This is a genomic window from Streptomyces sp. CLV115, assembly GCF_038448545.1.
Lineage (GTDB): Bacteria > Actinomycetota > Actinomycetes > Streptomycetales > Streptomycetaceae > Streptomyces > Streptomyces sanglieri.
Window position 1 is genome coordinate 1 of sequence record NZ_JBCEWQ010000166.1, and the last position, 18212, is coordinate 18212.

General features: G+C 72.3%; 16 protein-coding genes. 14 read left to right on the forward strand and 2 right to left on the reverse strand.

Annotated elements, in window-relative coordinates; genetic code table 11:
* Both AADR41_RS35185 and AADR41_RS35190 read right to left on the reverse strand, forming a co-directional pair.
* The coding region (locus AADR41_RS35185; RefSeq protein ID WP_342285992.1) for a hypothetical protein at nt 1-2467 on the reverse strand (2467 nt) is incomplete at its 3' end.
* A gap of 211 nt (nt 2468-2678) precedes the next feature.
* Nucleotides 2679-3407: a response regulator transcription factor gene (locus AADR41_RS35190; protein WP_342285993.1), complete on the reverse strand. Its 729-nt coding sequence runs from the start codon at nt 3405-3407 to the stop codon at nt 2679-2681.
* A gap of 203 nt (nt 3408-3610) precedes the next feature.
* Here AADR41_RS35190 and AADR41_RS35195 point away from each other — a divergent pair, with 203 nt between their 5' ends.
* The 14 genes from AADR41_RS35195 to AADR41_RS35260 form a co-directional block, all read left to right on the forward strand.
* Entirely contained in the window at nt 3611-4927 is a 1317-nt protein-coding gene (locus tag AADR41_RS35195; RefSeq protein WP_342285995.1) for a COG1470 family protein, read from the forward strand.
* A 484-nt stretch (nt 4928-5411) separates the two neighbouring features.
* Nucleotides 5412-6938 carry a phage tail sheath family protein gene (locus AADR41_RS35200; protein ID WP_342285997.1) on the forward strand — a complete coding sequence of 509 codons (1527 nt, stop codon included), beginning with the start codon at nt 5412-5414 and terminating at the stop codon, nt 6936-6938.
* Between the two features lie 41 nt (nt 6939-6979).
* Entirely contained in the window at nt 6980-7420 is a 441-nt protein-coding gene (locus tag AADR41_RS35205) for a phage tail protein (RefSeq protein WP_124720830.1), read from the forward strand.
* The gene (locus AADR41_RS35210; protein ID WP_342285999.1) at nt 7417-7923 is read left to right on the forward strand and encodes a hypothetical protein; all 507 of its coding nucleotides are present in this window, start codon (nt 7417-7419) and stop codon (nt 7921-7923) included. The genes AADR41_RS35205 and AADR41_RS35210 overlap by 4 nt, the downstream gene beginning before the upstream one ends.
* Nucleotides 7920-8078: a DUF6760 family protein gene (locus AADR41_RS35215; RefSeq protein WP_164495324.1), complete on the forward strand. Its 159-nt coding sequence runs from the start codon at nt 7920-7922 to the stop codon at nt 8076-8078. Before AADR41_RS35210 ends, AADR41_RS35215 begins: the two co-directional genes overlap by 4 nt.
* Nucleotides 8079-10644: 2566 nt before the next feature.
* Nucleotides 10645-11193, forward strand: a complete 549-nt coding sequence (locus tag AADR41_RS35220) for a hypothetical protein (RefSeq protein WP_342286001.1) — start codon at nt 10645-10647, stop codon at nt 11191-11193.
* A gap of 58 nt (nt 11194-11251) precedes the next feature.
* Nucleotides 11252-11677 (forward strand): phage tail protein, encoded by a 426-nt coding sequence (locus AADR41_RS35225; protein ID WP_093544217.1) that lies wholly within the window; start codon nt 11252-11254, stop codon nt 11675-11677.
* Nucleotides 11678-11802: 125 nt separating this feature from the next.
* The gene (locus tag AADR41_RS35230) at nt 11803-12525 is read left to right on the forward strand and encodes a LysM peptidoglycan-binding domain-containing protein (RefSeq protein ID WP_259929447.1); all 723 of its coding nucleotides are present in this window, start codon (nt 11803-11805) and stop codon (nt 12523-12525) included.
* Nucleotides 12522-14288: a VgrG-related protein gene (locus AADR41_RS35235; RefSeq protein ID WP_342286004.1), complete on the forward strand. Its 1767-nt coding sequence runs from the start codon at nt 12522-12524 to the stop codon at nt 14286-14288. Before AADR41_RS35230 ends, AADR41_RS35235 begins: the two co-directional genes overlap by 4 nt.
* Nucleotides 14289-14449: 161 nt before the next feature.
* Nucleotides 14450-14767 carry a PAAR domain-containing protein gene (locus tag AADR41_RS35240; RefSeq protein WP_342286006.1) on the forward strand — a complete coding sequence of 106 codons (318 nt, stop codon included), beginning with the start codon at nt 14450-14452 and terminating at the stop codon, nt 14765-14767.
* Nucleotides 14764-15189 (forward strand): GPW/gp25 family protein, encoded by a 426-nt coding sequence (locus tag AADR41_RS35245; RefSeq protein WP_124720822.1) that lies wholly within the window; start codon nt 14764-14766, stop codon nt 15187-15189. Before AADR41_RS35240 ends, AADR41_RS35245 begins: the two co-directional genes overlap by 4 nt.
* A complete protein-coding gene (locus AADR41_RS35250) occupies nt 15189-17150 on the forward strand; it encodes a putative baseplate assembly protein (protein WP_342286007.1) in 1962 nt (653 codons plus the stop codon). Before AADR41_RS35245 ends, AADR41_RS35250 begins: the two co-directional genes overlap by 1 nt.
* Nucleotides 17147-17710: a phage tail protein I gene (locus AADR41_RS35255; protein ID WP_342286009.1), complete on the forward strand. Its 564-nt coding sequence runs from the start codon at nt 17147-17149 to the stop codon at nt 17708-17710. The genes AADR41_RS35250 and AADR41_RS35255 overlap by 4 nt, the downstream gene beginning before the upstream one ends.
* Nucleotides 17711-17714: 4 nt before the next feature.
* Nucleotides 17715-18212, forward strand: a 498-nt coding sequence (locus AADR41_RS35260) for a zinc ribbon domain-containing protein (protein WP_342286010.1), incomplete at its 3' end; no start/stop codon positions are given.

Consider the following 18212-nt stretch of genomic DNA (forward strand, 5'->3'; position numbering starts at 1 on the left):
GGGTCGGGGTGGGGGTCGGCGTCGGTGTCGGGGGCACGTCCTGGACCGGGACGACCGTCTCGGTGGCGTTGTCCGTGGGGTTCGGGTCGATCACGGCTCCGGTGACCGACCAGCCGATCCGCTGGTCGCCGCTCGTCACGCCGGTCAGCCGGGCGGTGACCTCCACACTCTCTCCGGGCCGGAGCACCCCCAGCTCGCACTGGGGCGAGCCGGTGGCACAGGTACCGGCCGGGGTGGTGAGCTCCTCCAGGCGCGCCCCGGGCGGGGCGTCGACGGTCAGTACGGTGCCGGGCGCGACGGCGGGCCCCCGGTTGGTGACGGTGACCGGCACCGTGACGGACGAACCGACCTCCACCGGGGGGCCGGTGGGCGGTGCGGTCAGGGCCAGGTCGACCGACTGCTGGAAGCTGGGCTCCTTCTGCCGCCCGCCGAGCCGCTCACCGAACGGCGTCAGACCGCCGGAGGCGAGGTCGAGCATGGACAGCTGTTCCGGGGAGTTCGGCGCGAGCGCCCTGCGCGAGCTGAACACCAGCCGTTCCGCGTCCGGCGACCAGGCCACGTCGCGGGGTTGGAAGGGCCCGGTTCGAGAGGTGTCGGGGATCTCCTGATGGCAGGCGTCGGGGTCGTCGCGCCGGCTGGCCGGCAGCACGACCCGGCAGTCGCCGCCGTCCAGCGAGGTGACGATGATCCCGTTGCGCTGGTTGACCTGGCCGCCGCCGTCCTTGCGGTTGAAGGCGATCGTGCTGCCGTCGGGGGAGAAGGCCGGGCTGTCGTCGATCTTCTTGCACTCACCGGGGCAGACGGTGGCGCTGAGGTCGCGCTGCTGGTCGAGCGCCGCCACCGGCACCGTCCAGACGTGCTTGATGCCGCCGAGGCCCCGGATCACGTGGTTGCGGGTGAAGGCGAGTGTGGTGCCGTCCGACGACCACGTCGGCTGCGCGTCCCCACCGGTCGACTGCCCGGCCGGCGGCACGATTCTGCCCAGGATCGCCCCCGAGACGGCGTCCGCGATGAGGATGCCGCTCGGCCCAGCGGCCTCGCCGACCCCGCCCGGCGAGGTCCTGGTGAACGCCAGCTTCGTGCCGTCCGGCGAGAACGTGGGGTCGGTGTCCCAGTCGCGCGGACCGCGTCCGGCGAGCGGCACCGCCGTCTCGCCGGTGCCGTCCGCGTCGGCCAGCCAGATCCGTTCGACGCGCTCCTTCGGATTGCCCTCGAAGCGGGTCACGACGATGCGCCGGCCGTCCGGTGTGTAGTTCTGCCGCTCGGTCCACGGGTCGTAGACGTCCCTGGGGTCGAACAGCGGGTCCTTGGCGGGATTCTTGTTCGTGTCGGCGTCCGGGTCCTCCTTCAGGATGGCGAGTCCGAGGTCCCGGGGGTCCGAACCGTCCTGCCGGACGTCCTGGAGCGTCGCCTCGTGCTCCTCCAGGTGGGTCCGCCGTGCCACGATGACGGTCCCGGTGTCCATGGACCCGGTCCAGGTGGGCGATTCGACCTTGCGGTCCTCGCCCAGCCGCAGGCCCGGCTCGCCCTCGCCGAAGGCGGTCGTCCGGTAGACGTGGTCGTAGTCCTTGCACCCGCAGGTCGTGTCGGGACTCAGGAAGAGCAGGTCGTTCCCGTCCGGCAGCCAGGCGGCCGAGCGGGTGCGCCAGCCGGCCTGGACACCCGCCAGCAGGGGCCGGTCCCTGCCGATTCCCTCGGTCACCCGGAGGCGGGGCCCGGTCTCCGCGTCCGTCGTGAGGGTGTACGCGACCCGGGCGCGGCGGGTGTCGTCGTCCACCGGGTTCCACGCCGGTTCGGTGGCGTCGCCGGCCGGGCCGTCACTGATCACCTTCGCCGCGCCGCCGGCCACGGCCATCTCGAAGATCAGCCCGGTCCGCCCGGGACCGGAGTCACAGGAGTACGCGATCCGAGAGCCGTCCGGGGAGAACGTCGGCGAGGTCTCGTTGTTGCGGGTGTCCGTCAGCCGTCGCAGACCGGAGCCGTCGATCCCGACGATCCACAGCTCACGCTGGACCACACCATCCGGTCCCCGCTCCGCGGAGTCGAACACCACCGTCCGCCCGTCCGGGGAGAGTTCGGGGTGTCCGGCGTCCCGGTCGGTGGTGAGCCTGCGCACCGCGCCGCCCGCGTCGCGTACGTAGACCTGCGGTCGCAGGCTGTCGCGCAGGCTGGTGAAGACCACCACCTCACCGCGCGCGAAGGGGTCCTGGTCGTAGTGGACGGGGCCGTCGCCGAACAGCGGTGCGCTGGTGGCCGGGTCGGAGACCCGGCCGAGGCTGCGGTGTCCGGTACCGGCGTAGGCGATGCGTCCGCCATCCGCGGGGCTCTCGTCCGCAGCCGCGGCAAGTCTCGGCGCACCCTGCGGTGCGGACGCCGAACCCGCAACCAGCAGCGGTGCCAACAGCACCACAGCGCCTGTCAGTCGGCCCAGCCGGGTCTTCCTCGCCGGGCCAGCGGTGCCGGTCACGGCCCACCTCACAGTTCTGTCGATGACTCTCCACGACAAGCATCCCGCTCGCCCCGGGGCAAATACAGGTCCCGAGTACCCGGCCCGGGGGAAGGGGAGGTTGCCCTTTGCGGCGCCCTTCTGCCCCGTCCGGCCGCTCCTTTCCCGAACACCGGCGCGCCCCGTGCGGCGACGTCGGCACGCCGTCCGCACGGGAGCCCGCCGGCGGGACTCAGATGAGTCCGTGACGCATGGCGTAGCCGACGGCATGGGCCCGGTTGCGCAGTTCGAGCCGGGTCGCCACCTCGTGCAGCACGTTCTTGACGGTGCGTTCGGAGTACGAGGTCTTCTGCGCGATCTCCGCGGTGCCGTAGCCCTCCGACACCAGCCTGATCATCTCCGCCTCCCGCGTCGTGAGGGTGGAGAGCGAGAGCCCCCGGGGGTCGAGGACCGTGCGCTGGAGGCTGCTGACATGCGTGAGGAGCTTTCCGAGCAGGTCGCCCGGCAGCACTCCTTCGCCGTTCGCCATCGCCGTCACCAGGTGGACGAGGCTGTTCTGATCGGCCTCGCCGCGTCTCAGTACGGCGGCGACGCCGCACTCGATCATGGTCTGGAGCGCGCCCGATTCGAAGAACCCGACGACGAGTCCGGTGCGGGTCGAGGTGTTGCGCTGGAGACGCTGCAGGAGCTGGACGGTGGGTTCGTTCACCATGTCCACCACCACCAGGGAGACTTGGGCCCGGTCCGCCTCGGACTCGGGGATCAGCTCTATCTCCGGCCGTGGGCGTAATTGCTGGACCACGCCGGTCTGCAATATCAGGTCCTCCGCGTACACCGCCACGGAGACTCTGCCCCGGGGGGCCTCGGGGGCACTGTTCGCGGCGGCGTACGCCGAGGCGGCGGATCTGCGGAACGGTCCGCGATCCACTGCCCGGCTGTTGGTTTCTGCTGCTGTCGTCATTCTTCTGCGTGCCTGTCTTCCTCAGGTGCTTCCGTCCGATACGCCGGATTCCGATCTCGACCGCGTCCGTCCCGGCAGGGCGACCGGGCCCGGGGAGGGCTCGCCGGGACATCGTGCCGTTGGGCCGCCGGGGCACCACCCCTGCCCGTTCGTTGCCCTCGCGTCTCTGCTGCGCGGTCGCACGTCGGGCCTACCGTCGCATCGTGACCACATCTGCCGAACTCGAAACGCCCACGGTGACGGTGTCGCCCGGCACCGAAGCGACGACGACCCTGACGGTGCGCAACGACGGCGACATCGTCGAGGCGTACGCGCTCGAAGTGGTCGGCGACTGCGCCGCCTGGAGCACCGTCGAGCCGGCCCGCGTGTCCCTCTACCCGGGCACCTCCGAAGTGGTGACCGTACGGCTGGCGCCGCCCAGATCCCACGAGGTCCGGGCCGGCGAGATACCCCTGGGGGTCCGGGTACTGCCCGCGGAGCACCCCGAATCGGTGGCGGTGCCCGAGGCCACGGTGATCGTCGCGCCGTTCCACGAGCTCCGCGCGGAGCTCGACCCGGGCCGGCGCTCCGGCTGGCGGGGCGCCCGATTCCGGGCCGCGGTGCAGAACCGCGGCAACACCCCGGTCGACATCGCGCTCTCCGGGAAGCAGGCCGGGGAGGAACTCCGTCTGGCCTTCACCCAGGGCCAACAGCGCCTGGAACCGGGCGAGTCCGCCGAGGCCGGCCTGCGGGTACGGGCCCGGAAGTTGATCTGGTTCGGGCAGCCGGTGACCTGGCCGTTCGAGGTCGAGGCCGTCGAGGGCACCGAGGGGAACGCCGACGGCGAGCGGTCCGGAAGGTCCGAGACGCTGCCCGGCGAGTTCGCCCAACGGCCCATCCTGCCCCGGTGGTTGCTGATCGTCCTGGCCGCGTTGCTCGCACTGCTGCTCGCGTGGTTCGCGCTGGTGAGGCCCGCGGTGCGGAGCACCGCGAAGCAGGCGGCGAACGAGGCCGCTCAGGAGAAGAAGCCCGACGGGCAGCAGGGTGCGGCGGACGGCGGCACGGGCGACCCGACCGGCGGTCAGGGACAGGAAAAGGGTGACGGGAAGGGCAAGCCCGGCACGTCCGGGGGAGGCGGTTCGGGCGGCTCCGGCTCGGGGACGGGCGGCGGGACCGGTGACCCCCAGCAGAGCTCGGCGACGATCGATGTGCAGACCGGGTCCGGGGCCCAGAAGAAGGGGACGTACAAGGTTCCGGAAGGAAAGGTGTTCGGAGTCACGGACATCGTGGTGGCGAACTTCCAGGGCGACGAGGGCGTGCTGACGATCTCCTTCGGAAAGCGGAAGATCACCACCATCGCTCTGGAGACCTTCCGCAACCAGGACTATCACTGGGTCACCCCCATCGAGATTCAGGAGAACGACACCGTCACCGCCTCCGTGACCTGCAACAAACCTGGCACTCCGGCAACCGGAACTCAGGCTTCCAAATGCCATCAGGTGCTCAATGTCAGCGGTGAGACGAGAGACGTCGCACCGTAGTAACAAAGCGCCTGACCTCCTGCTTCCTCCGCAGAAGATGAGAACAGCAGACATCCCGTTCCAAGGAAACCCGGCTTGCCGGTCTTTGGCGGTTTCCTTCCCGTGCCCGCATCGGGAGGCGGGGAGGGTGGTCAAGGACCGGATCCGGTCACCAAAGCCCGAGAGGGTCGTCGAGATCCGAGAATTCTGGCTGATTTCCGTCGATGCGACACCGGCGGCGGTACACCCGAATTTCCCCCGGGACACCGGCCGTTGCCCTGGTGAGCGGGTTCCGGAAATCCATTGTTCACACCGCTTTCACATGGCCGGAACAGGAAATGTGCCGGCCGTCGGGCCCGGCCCGCGAAGGGAAGCATTTCCTGCCCCGCGGGGTGCCCGGGAAGGCAGCACCCTTGCCCCGTGCCCAGGACCTTGAGACCTACTGTCCGCCACGGCCGCCGAGGAAGACTCGGCGACGAACGAATGACCACGCGAAGGAGCGAGCATGCCGTCGTACCTCACCCCGGGTGTTTACGTGGAGGAGGTGCAGTCCGGTGCGCGGCCCATCGAGGGAGTCGGCACCGCGGTCGCAGCCTTCGTCGGTTTCGCGGAGTCCGGCCCCTTCCACCAGCCGACGCTGGTGACCAACTGGGACCAGTACGTCCAGACCTTCGGCACCTTCACCGCCGACACCTATCTGGCCCCCGCGGTCTACGGCTACTTCGCCAACGGCGGCGGCGCCGCGTACATCGTGCGCATCGGCGGCCCCGCGCAGGACTCGGCGCAGAAGTCCGTGTCCGAGCCGGCGCCGGCCGCCGCCCTCGGCGGGTTCCAGGTCTCGGCGCGCCCCGGTACGAGCGCCGACCTCACCGTCGAGATCACCGACGCCGAGGGCGAGAACCCCCCGGAGGACCGGTTCCGGCTGCTGGTGCGGCAGGCCGGCAAGGTGGTGGAGACCTACGACGCCTCCAGCCGCAAGAACGTCAAGGGCTACCTCGTCACCCAGGCCCGCCAGTCCAAGCTCATCCAGGTCACCGAGCAGCCCGGCGCGACCCAGACCCGCCCCGGGAACCAGAGCCTCCCGCTGGCGCCCGCCGCGGCCCCCGGAGCCGGTGTCGCACGGCTCGACCCGTCCGAGTACGTCGGCGACGCCGCCGCCCGCACCGGCTTCGCCGGCCTCGAAGCGATCGACGAGATCACCATGGTCGCCGTCCCGGACCTGATGAGCGCCTACCAGCGCGGGGACATCGACGCCGACGGGGTCAAGGCCGTCCAGCTGGCCGTGATCTCGCACTGCGAGCAGATGGGCGACCGGGTCGCCATCCTGGACACCCCGCCGGGCATGAACGCCCAGCGCGTCCGTACCTGGCGCAACGACGACGCCGGATACGACTCGCGCTACGCCACCGTGTACTACCCGTGGGTCAAGGTCTTCGACCCGGCCACCGGCCACAACTCCCTGGTGCCGCCCAGCGGTCACGTCGCCGGAGTCTGGGCGCGCAGCGACGGTGAGCGCGGTGTGCACAAGGCCCCCGCCAACGAGGTCATCCGCGGCGCGCTGGACCTGGAGATCCGTCTCAGCAAGGGCGAGCAGGACCTGCTCAACCCGATCGGCGTCAACTGTGTGCGCGCCTTCCCCGGCCGCGGCATCCGGATCTGGGGCGCACGCACCCTCTCGTCCGACCCGGCCTGGCGCTATCTCAACGTACGCCGCCTCTTCAACTACCTGGAGGAGTCGATCCTCCTGGGCACCCAGTGGGTGGTGTTCGAGCCGAACGACGACCGCCTCTGGTCGAGCATCAGGCGCAACGTCACCGCCTTCCTCACCGAGGAGTGGCGCCGCGGCGCCCTCTTCGGGCGCACGGCCGAGGAGGCGTTCTACGTCAAGTGCGACCGCGACAACAATCCGCAGGAGTCGATCGACCTCGGCCAGGTCGTGTGCGAGATCGGCGTGGCTCCGGTGAAGCCCGCGGAGTTCGTGATCTTCCGCCTCGCGCAGTTCTCCGACAGCACGAGCCTCGTCAACGAGTGACCCGACAGGGTCTCCCCGAACGGAACAGGTGACACAGAGTCATGGCAGAGGGCGACGCTCTTTCCACCCACGTCTTCGGCGTGCAGCTGGGCGGCTATCTCGTCGAGTCGATCCAAGAGATCAGCGGATTGACCGTCGAGGAGGAAGTCGTCGAGGTCCGTCAAGTGACCGCCGAGGGCAAACAGATCATCCGCAAGCAGCCCGGCGCACGCCAGGCGGGCGAGGTGACGATCACCCGCGGGCTCGACAAGAGCAGCGAGTTCACCAAATGGATCAAGGAGACGCTCAACAACGGTGCGGTCGACACCGCGCGCCAGAACCTCACCATCGAGATCAAGGACTCGAAGGGTGAGACGGTCCGGCGCATCCAGCTGATGCAGGGCTGGGCGAGCAAGTGGGAGGGCCCGTCGCTGAAGGCCGGCGAGTCCAGTGCCGCGACCGAGACGGTGACCATCACCTTCGAGGAGATCGTGGTCGAATGAGGCGCAGGACCGTTACGTCGGGCGGGCTCGACGAAGTCCTCGACAGCCTCGCGGCCGGCCCGTCCGCCGCGGGCGAGGAAGCTCCCGCACCGGCTGCGGCGCGGCCCCGGGAACGCGACCGGGACCAGCAGGAGTTGCGTACGGAGTTCGAGTTCGAGCTCCCGCGCGGCTACGTCGACGACGAGGGCCAGGTCCATCGGCACGGGTCGATGCGGCTCGCGACGGCACGGGACGAGCTGCGCCCGCAGATCGACCTGCGGGTGAAGGAGAACCCGGCGTACCTGTCGGTGGTGCTGCTGAGCCAGGTGATCACCCAGCTCGGCACCATCACCGATGTGCACGCCGGGGTCGTCGAGCGGATGTACGCCACGGACGTGGCGTTCCTCCAGGACTTCTACCGCCGGATCAACAGCGAGGGCCACACGCACGCCGCGGTGACCTGCCCGCTGTGCCACGGGGCGTTCGAGGTGGACCTCTCGGGTGGGCGCCTGGGGGAATCGTGACGTACGCGCTTCCCCGGCTGCGGGAGGAGATCGCGTACGTCGCCTACCACTTCCATTGGCCACGAGAGGACATTCTCGACCTCACCCACGCCGAGCGTCAGGAGTGGGTACGGGAGATAGCGCGGATCAACACCCGCGTCAACGAAGGCGGGTGATCGTGTGGGTCTCGGGAACTGGTTCCGCCGAGGGGGCGGACAGCAGCCTCCGACACCTTCCCGGGACAGGTCCGGGGCCGAAGCCGGGACCGGCACCGGCTCCGCGTCCGCCCCTGCCGTCGCTCCGGAACCGGAGCCCGGCCGGAACGGCATCGGGGCCGACCGGCGTGACGGCGCCCGGGGCGGCTCCGGCGAGGGCGACGGCGACTGGGACGGTGGCTGGCGGCGGGTCGCGCCTCCGGCGGTGACCGTCGCCCGGTCCTCGATCGGGGTGAGCGACGGCCTGCGGTTCCGGGACGGCCTCGCGTCGTGGCAGAACCTCGCGTTCTCGGGCGAACTCGGCCATGCCGTAATGCCGTCCGCACCGGTGGGTCTGATCCACGGTGTCGCCCGTCCGGGCGGCGCACGATCCACGGCCCCCGGCGGACCGCTGCTGCTGCGCGCCGCCCCGACCGGGGCGGACGGGGAGGCGGCAGCCGCCGCGGGCCCGGCGCCCGCCCCGGCGGGCCGGGCGACCGGCGGCGGCAGCGACGGGGCGCGCGGGCGGTCCTCGGCCCCCACGCCGGTCCAGAGGTCGAGCAGCACGAAGTCCCCCGGCCCCTTGGGGAACGGGACGTCCGGGCACCAGGACCGTGCGGGCGGTGCCGCTGCCGGGGAGACCGCGGGAGCGGCGGCCCCGGCGAGGCGCACGGCTCGTGCGGGCAGCGCGGCTCCGGGAGCGGGAGCGTCCGCGGCTCGGGGACCGGCCACCGCGCCGGCGTCGCAGCCGGCCACGGACACCGCGTCGGCACCGGTTTCGCCCGGGCGGGGCGGGCCCGCCGCCGTACGTCCTCGGCGGACCGCCCCGCCGCTGATCGTCGCCCGGCGTCCGGCGATGGCGCTGCGTCGGATAGCCGGGGTACTGCCGCCGGCGGCCTCCGCTGCGGCCGCCGCACCCGCCTCCGGCAACGCTGAGCAGCGGGGCGGATCCGGTGATGCGGCTCCCGCTGCCCAGCCGGGCGCCGTTCTGCCGACGGACCGGACCGCCGGTGGTCCCACCGCCGCACCGATGCGTCCCGCTCTGGGCAAGCCGCTACGGGAGCTGCCCACCGGGGCCGTGACCCCCGGCCCGGCGGCGTCGGGCGGGGTCGTGCCGTCCGCCCCGGAAGGGCAGGGGGCGGCGGCCATGCCCGTACTGCAACGCCTGGCATCGGACACGGCAGCCACTGCGGCGGACACGCCTTCGCCGGGGGCGGGCGGGCCGTCGGTACGTCAGTCTCCCTCTGACGGCGGCCGGGTGCCGGAGTCTCCGGCTCCGCGGCCGTCGCAGCGCGACGTGTCCGGCTCACCGGCCCGCGCCCGTGGCGGGATCGGTGCCCCGCTCACCTCGCTTCCGTCGACCGCCAGGCTCCGGAACGACGCACCGCTGCTCGGCGACCGGCGTCGGGCGCGGCCGGGAAGCGCGACCCCGCCGTCGACTGCGTCCTCGACCTCGGACTCGTCCTCGTCCTCGGCAGCCGTCGAGCCGGTGCCGAAGGCCCTGGACGCGCCTGCCGGGATGCCGGTTCGCTCGTCCGCCGCTCCCGGTGGGCCGGGCGGGTCCGCACCGGGACCTGCGGCCGTCCAGCGCGTCGTGGACCCGGCGCGTCCGAACACGCCCCTCGCCGGCCCGACGCCGTCCTCGCCGGCGTCTTCGTCCGGTCCCGTTGCGCCGGTACGTGTCCGCAGGATCACCCCGGAGCGGGAGAAGGGGCGGGCGGCCGGGTTCACCGCCGGTGCCGGGGGACCGGCAGTCGTCGTTCAGCGGTCGCGGGGCCTCCTCGCGGGCAGGGCCCTGGACGTGAGCACCGGCTCCGCCGAGGGGTTTTCGGCGCGGAGGACGGCGGGCAGCACGGCCAGGCCCGTTGTGGCAGCCACCTGGCGCCGTGACGTACGGCAGCCGGAGTCCGAAGCGCCGTCTTCGTCGCCGTCTTCGCGGGGGCGCGGGAACCCGCCTGCCGGAGAAGACCGGGCGCAGCCGGGCGCCGCACCCGGGCAGTCCGTTCCTCACGCGCCCACCCGCCCCACCAACTCCACCGGGGCCCGCCCCACCGACCCCACTCCGACCCGCCGCTCCCGCGCCGTCGGCCCGGGGGCGACGACCGGTGGACCGGCGCCCGGGAGCCCGGTCCCCGGGAGCCCGGCGCCCGGCGGCACCGTCCAGCGCCTCGTGTCCGGGAACCCGGTGCCCGGCACCTCCGGGACCAGCGGTGCGCCCGCGGACCGCACGGCTCCCCGGGTCCCCGGCCGCATGCCCGGCAGCGACGCCGGAACCGAGGCAGGGGCCGGATCCGGCACCAAGCCCGGTCTGCGACCGGGGCGTGGCCCGGGGCCGGCCCGTTCCCTCCTGCGGCTCGTGCAGCGTTCGCCACGCGAGGGCGCGGCAGGGGCACCCGCGACAGCGCCGTCCCGTACCGACGCGCACCCGCCGGAGCAGGGCCCCGCAGGAGCGCATGCCGCCCGTCGCCCCGGGACACCGCCCTCGGCGGCGCGCCCCGCGCCTGCCGCTCCGGGCGCCCCGCCCGCGAGTCCGGCCCAGCCCGTCCCGGTGGTTCGTCCGCATCCGCCCGCGACGGACCGGCAGGGCGCCGCCGCCGTGCCCGTGCAGCGGGTGGCGTTCCCGGTGGTGCCCGAATCAGCCTTCCCCGCGACCGGGGCACCGATGCCCGAGACCGGCGGATCCCCGCCCTCCGGGCCACCGGCCCTCGCGGTACGGGTTCCGCAACGCGCACCGGACCCCACCCGGACCACGGCACCGGCCTCCGTCCGGACCGCGACACCGACCGCAGCGCCGGCCGCCGGTACCCGAGCCTCCCGGGGCACGGCCGAAGTGCTCCAGAGGGTGGCGGCCGATGCCGGGATCACCGGAGTCCCGGTGCGGGCGGTTCCGGTCCGGCGCTCCGATCCGCCGACCCGGACCACTCCGGCCGGCCAGGACGCGCCGGCCACCGGCGACCCGGCGACCGCGAACCGGGTCACCGCGACGGACATCGAGGAACTGGCCCGCCGGCTGATCGATCCGGTGAGCCGGCTGATCCGCGCGGACCTGCGCAGAGGGCGGGAACGTACCGGACGGCTGTACGACGGCCGCCGCTGACAACGGTCCGCCCCCCTTCCGCAACGTACGTGGCGACAGCAGAGAAGAAGAGAAGCACATGACGGACAACATCTTCGCGACGAGTGTGTTCTTCAAGCTCGTCATCGGAGGCAGTGACCTGGGGGCCTTCCACACCTGCTCGGGTCTGGGCGCCGAGGTGGAGATGGAACAGTACGCCGAGGGCGGCAACAACGGCTTCACCTGGCAGCTGCCGGGGCGGATCACCTGGACCAACATCACACTGACCCGCCCCGTCACCGCCGACACGCTCAAGATCGCGCGCTGGCTGAACGAGACCATCCAACGGGTCGAGCCCAAGGACGGCGAGATCGTCGCGCTCCGCCCCGACCTCAGTCGCATCATCAGCTGGCAGGTGCAGGGGATCGTGCCGGTCCGCTGGCAGGGACCGTCCTTCGACCCCGCCAACTCACAGGCGGCGATCGAGACACTGGAGATCGCACACGAGGGCCTGGAACCCTCCTGACGCGCGGTCACATGCCGTAGCAGGAACCGACACCGACACCGACACCGAAACCGACACCGAAGCCGACACCGAAACGCCACCGTCGCCGACATCGATACCGGAGAAGACCGGGAAGGAGGAACGCAATGTCACCCGCTGTCCGTACGAGCCGTGCTCGCGCCCAGCTGACCATCATGGAACCGCCGGCGACCGTCGGCGCCAAGCCCGGCGGGAGCCTCGCCCGGATCACGTTGCAGTTCAACCCCGCGAAGCTGTCACTGAGCAAGAGCACCGAGTGGCGGCGTACGCCGTCCCGGATGGCCGGGCAGTCCGCACTGCCCGAATTCGTGGGCAGCGGGCCCCGGTCGTTGTCCCTGGAGGTCTTCCTGGACGCCACCGCCACCCATGACAACTCGGTGGAGAAGGCGGTGGAACAGCTCATGACGGCCTGTGTGCCCACCCCGAGCAGCCTGGCCCGCAAGACGCCCGCCAGCCCCTGGGTCCGGTTCGACTGGGGCACGTCGAAGACGACCTCGTTCGACGGCGTGATGTCCAACCTCTCCGTCTCGTACACGCTGTTCGACGTCGACGGGAAGCCGCTGCGCGCCACCTGCTCGCTCTCGATCGAGGAGGCGAGCGTCGATCCGGCCGGCCAGAACCCCACCTCGGGCTCGCGTGAGGCGCGCCGTACCCATCGGGTGGTGGCCGGGGACAGTCTGCCGCTGCTCGCCTGGCGGGAGTACGGCGATGCCACCGCCTGGCGCACCATCGCGGAGGCCAACGACGTGGACGACCCGATGCAGTTGACGCCCGGCAGGGAGCTGGTCGTGCCCGGACTGGAAGACCGTGCTTCGGAGGCCGGCCGGTGACCGCCGCAGGGCGTTCCTTCGCCGCGGATCCGATCGTCGAGGCTCCCGGCGAGCTGCCGGCGGCCTGGGTGGCCCAGCTGGTGAGCTGTGTGGTGGACGAGAACGTGGGCCTGCCGGACGCCGCCGTGCTGACGTACCGCGACCCCGATCACAAGCTGCTCACCGCCACCGGAATCACCATCGGCACGCCGCTGAAGATCTCCGTGGTCACCGTGCAGGAGCGGGTGCGCGAGCGGCTGTTCACCGGTGAGGTCACGGCGGTCGAGCTGGACAGCGACACCACCGGCTCGTTCACCGTGGTGCGCGCCTTCTCCAAGGCGCATCGGCTCCAGCGCGGCCGGAAGGTGGTGGCCTTCCGCAACATGAAGACCGCGGACATCGTCCGCAAGGTCGCCGCCGGTGCCGGGCTGACCTGCGGGAAGATCGAGGCCGCGCCCATCATGTACAAGCAGCTGACCCAGCCCAACGTCTCGGACTGGGAGTTCCTCCAGTACCTCGCAGGCGAGAGCGGCGCACATGTACGGGTGGACGACAAGGGCCTGTTGCAGTTCGTGAAGCCCGAGCCCGCCTCGTCGGCGCCCTCGCCCGCCACCTCCGCGACCCGTCACCCGATGGTTCTGGAGTACGGGCGCAACCTGCTGGCCCTGCGGGCCGTGCTGACCGGTGCGGACGGGGCCGACAGTGTGGAGGTGCGCGGCTGGAACGTCGACACCAAGACCCGGCTGGTGGCCCGCGAGCAGTCCGTCCGCAGCGACACCGTGTCCCCGGGGATGAGCCCGTCGCTGGCCGCCGGGGCGTTCGGTACGGGTGCCCGGATGACGGTCACCGACACCCCGTACCGGACCCAGGCCGAGGCCAGGGCCGTGGCCGGATCGGTGGCCGCGTCGGTGAGCTCGGGATTCGGCGAGATCGAGGCGGTCGCCGAGGGCAACCCCCGGCTGAAGGCGGGTCTGCCGGTGGCCCTCGGCAACGTCGGGCCCGCGTTCGCCGGGCGCTACACGGCGACGGCCGCGCACCACGTACTCGAACCGAACGGTGGCTACCGCACCACCGTGCAGGTGAGCGCGGCGCCCGACCGCTCGCTGGCAGGGCTGACCAGTGGCTCCAACGCGCCCTCGCGCGGCCCGCGGATGCCCGGCCTCGCGATCGGTGTGGTCACCGACATCCGCGAGGGCAGGACCGAACGGGGCTGGGTGAAGCTGAAGTTCCCCTGGCTCGACGACACCTACGTGACCGACTGGGTCCGTACGGTGCAGTGGGGCGGGCAGGGCGGCGGCGGGGTGTTCAGCCCCGAGGTCAACGACGAGGTGCTGGTCGGGTTCGAGCAGGGGATGCTGGACAGCCCCTATGTGCTGGGTGGTCTCTACAACGGGGTGGACAAGCCCTCGCCGCACGACGTGCCGCTGGTCGACCCGACCAGCGGAAAGGTCAACCGCCGTTCGCTGGTGTCCCGTTCGGGGAACCGGCTGGAACTGCTGGACGCCCCGCGCGGACCGTCCGGCGTCCGGCTGGCCACCGGTGACAAGCGGCTCGACATCACCCTGGACGAGCGGCGGGGCGAGATCGCCCTGACCGTGTTCGCTCGCGGCGGCACTCGTGCGCTGAGCTCCGTGACCCTCTCCTCGTCCGGGATCACCCTCGACGCCGGTACAGGGGACGTCAACGTGAAGGGACGTTCGGTGACCATCAACGGCAAGACGGGGGTCACGGTGGACGGCGGCCTGCTCGCGGTGCTCAAGGCCAAGCTCATCCGGATCAACTGAGGCCTGCGCCAAGGCCCGTGCCGCTCGGCGGCGACAGAGCCCCCTTCCGCGACGAACCCCGTTTCACAACGAGCCCTTCACAACGAAGCTCCTCACAACGAAGCTCCTCACAACGAAGCCTCTCGCACAACTAAGTCCCATCACAACAAGGAGAAGAGATCATGCCCCCCGCAGCTCGCACGGGCGACAGCACCGCCCACGGCGGCGTCATCGGCACCCCGCCCCCGGGTGCGGTGGCCGTCGCCACCGTGCTGATCGGCGGTCGGCCCGCGGCCGTCACCGGGAGCCTGCACGTGTGCGTCATCCCCCATCACGCCGCGCTCGGGCCGGGCAATGTGATCATGCCCAATCCGGCCGCCGCGGTCACCGGCCAGGTCCTGATCGGCGGACTGCCCGCCGCCCGGATGCGGGACAACACCAGCTGCGGCGGGTCCGTCGTCAGCGGCGCGCTGAACGTACTGATCGGGGGCCCGATGTGAGCGGCAGCGGGTTCATCGGACGCGGCTGGGGCTTCCCGCTGCGGGTCGGCGCCACCGGGGGCATCGGCATGGTCGAACGGGACCGGGAGATCGAGGAGGCCATCGGGCTGGTGCTCGGCACGGCGCCGGGCGAGCGGCCGATGCGCCCGGAGTTCGGCTGCGGCATCCACGACTACGTCTTCGCACCCGGGGACGGCGCCACCGCCGGGCGCATCGCGCACGAGGTCCGCACCTCGCTGGAGCGGTGGGAGCCGCGCATCGAGGTGACCGACGTGGTGATCGCCTTCGACGCCATCGAGGAGGGCACCTTGTACATCGACGTGCACTACACCGTGCGGGCCACCAACGACCTGCGCAACCTGGTCTTCCCCTTCTACACCATTCCGTCCTCCGAGGGCTCCGAAGAAACGGGAGTGCGCTGATGGCCCTGCCCTCACCCAATCTGGACGACCGCCGGTTCCAGCAACTCGTCGACGAGGCCAAGCGATACGTCCAGCAGCGCTCTCCCGAGTGGACCGACCACAACGTGTCGGACCCGGGGGTCACGCTCATCGAGACGTTCGCGTACATGGTCGACCAGCTGCTGTACCGGCTGAACCGGGTACCGGACAAGAACTACTCGGCCTTCCTGGACCTGCTGGGCGTCACCCTGTTCCCGCCTACGGTGGCCCGTGCCGAGGTCGACTTCTGGCTCTCCGCGCCGCAGCCGGAGACCGTGCGGCTCCCGGCGGGCACCGAGGTCGCCACCTCACGCGGCGAGACCGAGGAGGCGGTGGTGTTCTCCACCTCCGAGGAACTGCCGATCGTGCCGAGTTCGCTGATCCGGCTGGTCACCGCGCCGGTGTCGGGCGACCAGACCGACCGCACCGCACCGCTCGGCGCGGGCAAGGACATCCCGTGCTTCCAGCCCCGGCCGGAACCCGGCGACGCCCTGCTGTTCGGGCTGCCCACCGCCGTGCCCCGGTGCATCGTCGCGGTTCGCCTGGACAGCCGGGTGGAGGGCGTCGGCGTCGACCCGCGGCAGCCGCCGCTGGTCTGGGAGGCGTGGGACGGTGCCCGCTGGATCACCTGCCGGACCGGTACCGACAGCACCGGCGGGCTGAACCGGCCCGGTGAGATCATCGTGTTCGTCCCCGCCGGACACACCGTCTCGGTGACCGCGGGAACCCGGGCGGGCTGGCTGCGCTGCCGGGTCACCGCTCCGGAGCCGGGCCAGCCGTTCTACTCCGAGTCGCCGACGATCCGGGAGGCCGAGGTCTTCACCGTCGGCGGCACGGCGGACGTCGAACACGCGGAGACCGTCCTCGACGTGCCGCTCGGCGTCTCCGAGGGCGTCGCCGGGCAGCGGTTCTCCGTGAGCCGGGCGCCGCTGCTGCTGGACGGGGAGCCGCCGGTCGTCCAGGTCTCCTCCGCGGAGGGCTGGCAGGTCTGGACGGCCGTGGAGCATTTCGGCGCCTCCGCCCCGCACGACCGCCACGTGCGGATCGACGCGGTGTCGGGGGAGTTCGCCTTCCCGCCCGAGGTACGCGAACCGGACGGCACGATGCGCTCCTACGGTGCGGTGCCCGAGAAGGGCGCCCAACTGCGCGTCCCCCGCTACCGCACGGGCGGCGGGGCGGCCGGAAACGTCGCCCGCGGCGCCATCAACGTGCTGCGCAGCTCGGTGCCGTACGTGGCGGGCGTGGACAACCGCGAGGCGGCCGGCGGCGGGGTCGACGGCGAGACCGTGGAGAACGCCAAGATCCGGGCGCCGAACATCCTCCGGGTACAGGAACGCGCCGTCACGGCCGGGGACTACGAGGCCATCGCCCGCGAGGCCGCGCCCTCCCTGCGCAGGGTCCGCTGCGTGCCCGCCGTCGCGGGGGAGGCCGGTGCGGTACGGGTACTGGTGGTTCCCGACGCGGTCATCGACCAGGGCGGCCAACTCCGGTTCGAGCAGCTCATCCCGTCGGACTCGGTGCTCTCCACGGTCACGGCGCGGCTCGACGAACGACGGCTGTTGGGCACCCGGCTGCTGGTGGAACCGCCCGCGTACCAGGGCGTCACCGTGGTCGCCAGGCTGGTGACGAGCGGTGGTGACGTCGACCGGGTCCGCGCGGACGCGATCGCGGCGCTGTTCGACCACATCGACCCGCTGCGGGGCGGGGCGGACGGGACGGGATGGCCGTTCGGCAGGCCGGTGCAGTACGGCGAGATCTTCGCCGTGCTCCAGGGCGTGCGGGGGGTGGGCCTGGTGGACGAGGTGCGGCTGTTCCCCGCGGACCCGATCACCGGGCGGCGCGGGGCGGCGGTCGACCGGATCGATGTCGCCCCCGGCGCACTGGTCTTCTCGCACCAGCACCAGGTCGAGGTCACCGCGAGCACGGCCGGTGACGGCTCATGACCAGAGCTGCCGTACCCGGGCTGGCCAGCCGCTATCCGATCGGCGGGCTGCTGCCGGCGCTGTACGCGGACGACGACCTGGCCCAGCGGTTCACGGCGGGCCTGGACACCGTCCTGGCACCGGTCCTGTCCACGCTGGACAACCTTCCCGCCTACTTCGACCCGTCGCTGACCCCGGCCGACTTCCTGCCCTGGCTGTCGTCGTGGGTGGCCGCCGAGGTCGATCCGGCGTGGCCCGAGGAGCTGCGAAGGGCCGTCGTCGCCCGTGCCGTCGAGCTGCACCGGTGGCGAGGCACCCGCCGCGGACTGGCCGAACAACTGCGGCTCTGCTTCGGTGTGCACGCCGACATCCAGGACGGCGGCGGCGCCGCGTGGTCGTCCCGTCCCGGCGCCGGACTGCCCCCGGCACCGACCGGGGAACTGCTGGTACGGGTCTGGGCGCCGCACGGCGGACCGGTGGACGCCGACCGCGTCCGGGACGTCGTCGCCGCCTCGTGCCCCGTACACCTCACATGCCGGGTGGAGATCCTGCCGGGCCCACCGGACGAGACAGGAGACTGACGCGATGCGCTCGTGTCCGGCGTGCGGTTCCGCCAACCGCGAGGACGACGAATTCTGCGGGAACTGCGGCTCCTACCTGAGCTGGTCCTCCCGGACGCCGCGAACCCCGACCGCCACGGCTGAGCCCGCCGCTCCGGCCACGGCTGAGCCCGCCGTTCCGACGACGGCCCCCGCTGTTCCGACGACGGCCCCTGCTGTTCCGGAGACGGCCCCTGCTGTTCCGACGACGGCCCCCGCCGTTCCGACGACGGAGCCTTCCGGCACCACGACCGAACCCGCCCGTCCCATGGCGGAGCCGGCCGGTCCCGCGACAGCACCCGCCGGTCCCGGGGCCGAGCCCTCCGACCCCGCGACGGAACCGGCCGCCCCCACGGAACCGGCCGCCCCGGCGGCGGGTCCTGCCGGGCCGTCAGCCCCGGCGCACCCGGCAGCCGGCCCCGCGGCAGGTATTCCGCCCGTGCCCGAGGCCCCTCCCGCGCCGGAGCCCGCACCACCCTCGGCC

Coding starts and splice junctions, on each gene's coding strand:
- AADR41_RS35250 (WP_342286007.1), top strand. CDS start 15,189: ATGGCCCTGCCCTCACCCAATCTGGACGACCGCCGGTTCCAGCAACTC.
- AADR41_RS35200 (WP_342285997.1), top strand. CDS start 5,412: ATGCCGTCGTACCTCACCCCGGGTGTTTACGTGGAGGAGGTGCAGTCC.
- AADR41_RS35210 (WP_342285999.1), top strand. CDS start 7,417: ATGAGGCGCAGGACCGTTACGTCGGGCGGGCTCGACGAAGTCCTCGAC.
- AADR41_RS35255 (WP_342286009.1), top strand. CDS start 17,147: ATGACCAGAGCTGCCGTACCCGGGCTGGCCAGCCGCTATCCGATCGGC.
- AADR41_RS35240 (WP_342286006.1), top strand. CDS start 14,450: ATGCCCCCCGCAGCTCGCACGGGCGACAGCACCGCCCACGGCGGCGTC.
- AADR41_RS35190 (WP_342285993.1), bottom strand. CDS start 3,407: ATGACGACAGCAGCAGAAACCAACAGCCGGGCAGTGGATCGCGGACCG.
- AADR41_RS35205 (WP_124720830.1), top strand. CDS start 6,980: ATGGCAGAGGGCGACGCTCTTTCCACCCACGTCTTCGGCGTGCAGCTG.
- AADR41_RS35225 (WP_093544217.1), top strand. CDS start 11,252: ATGACGGACAACATCTTCGCGACGAGTGTGTTCTTCAAGCTCGTCATC.
- AADR41_RS35230 (WP_259929447.1), top strand. CDS start 11,803: ATGTCACCCGCTGTCCGTACGAGCCGTGCTCGCGCCCAGCTGACCATC.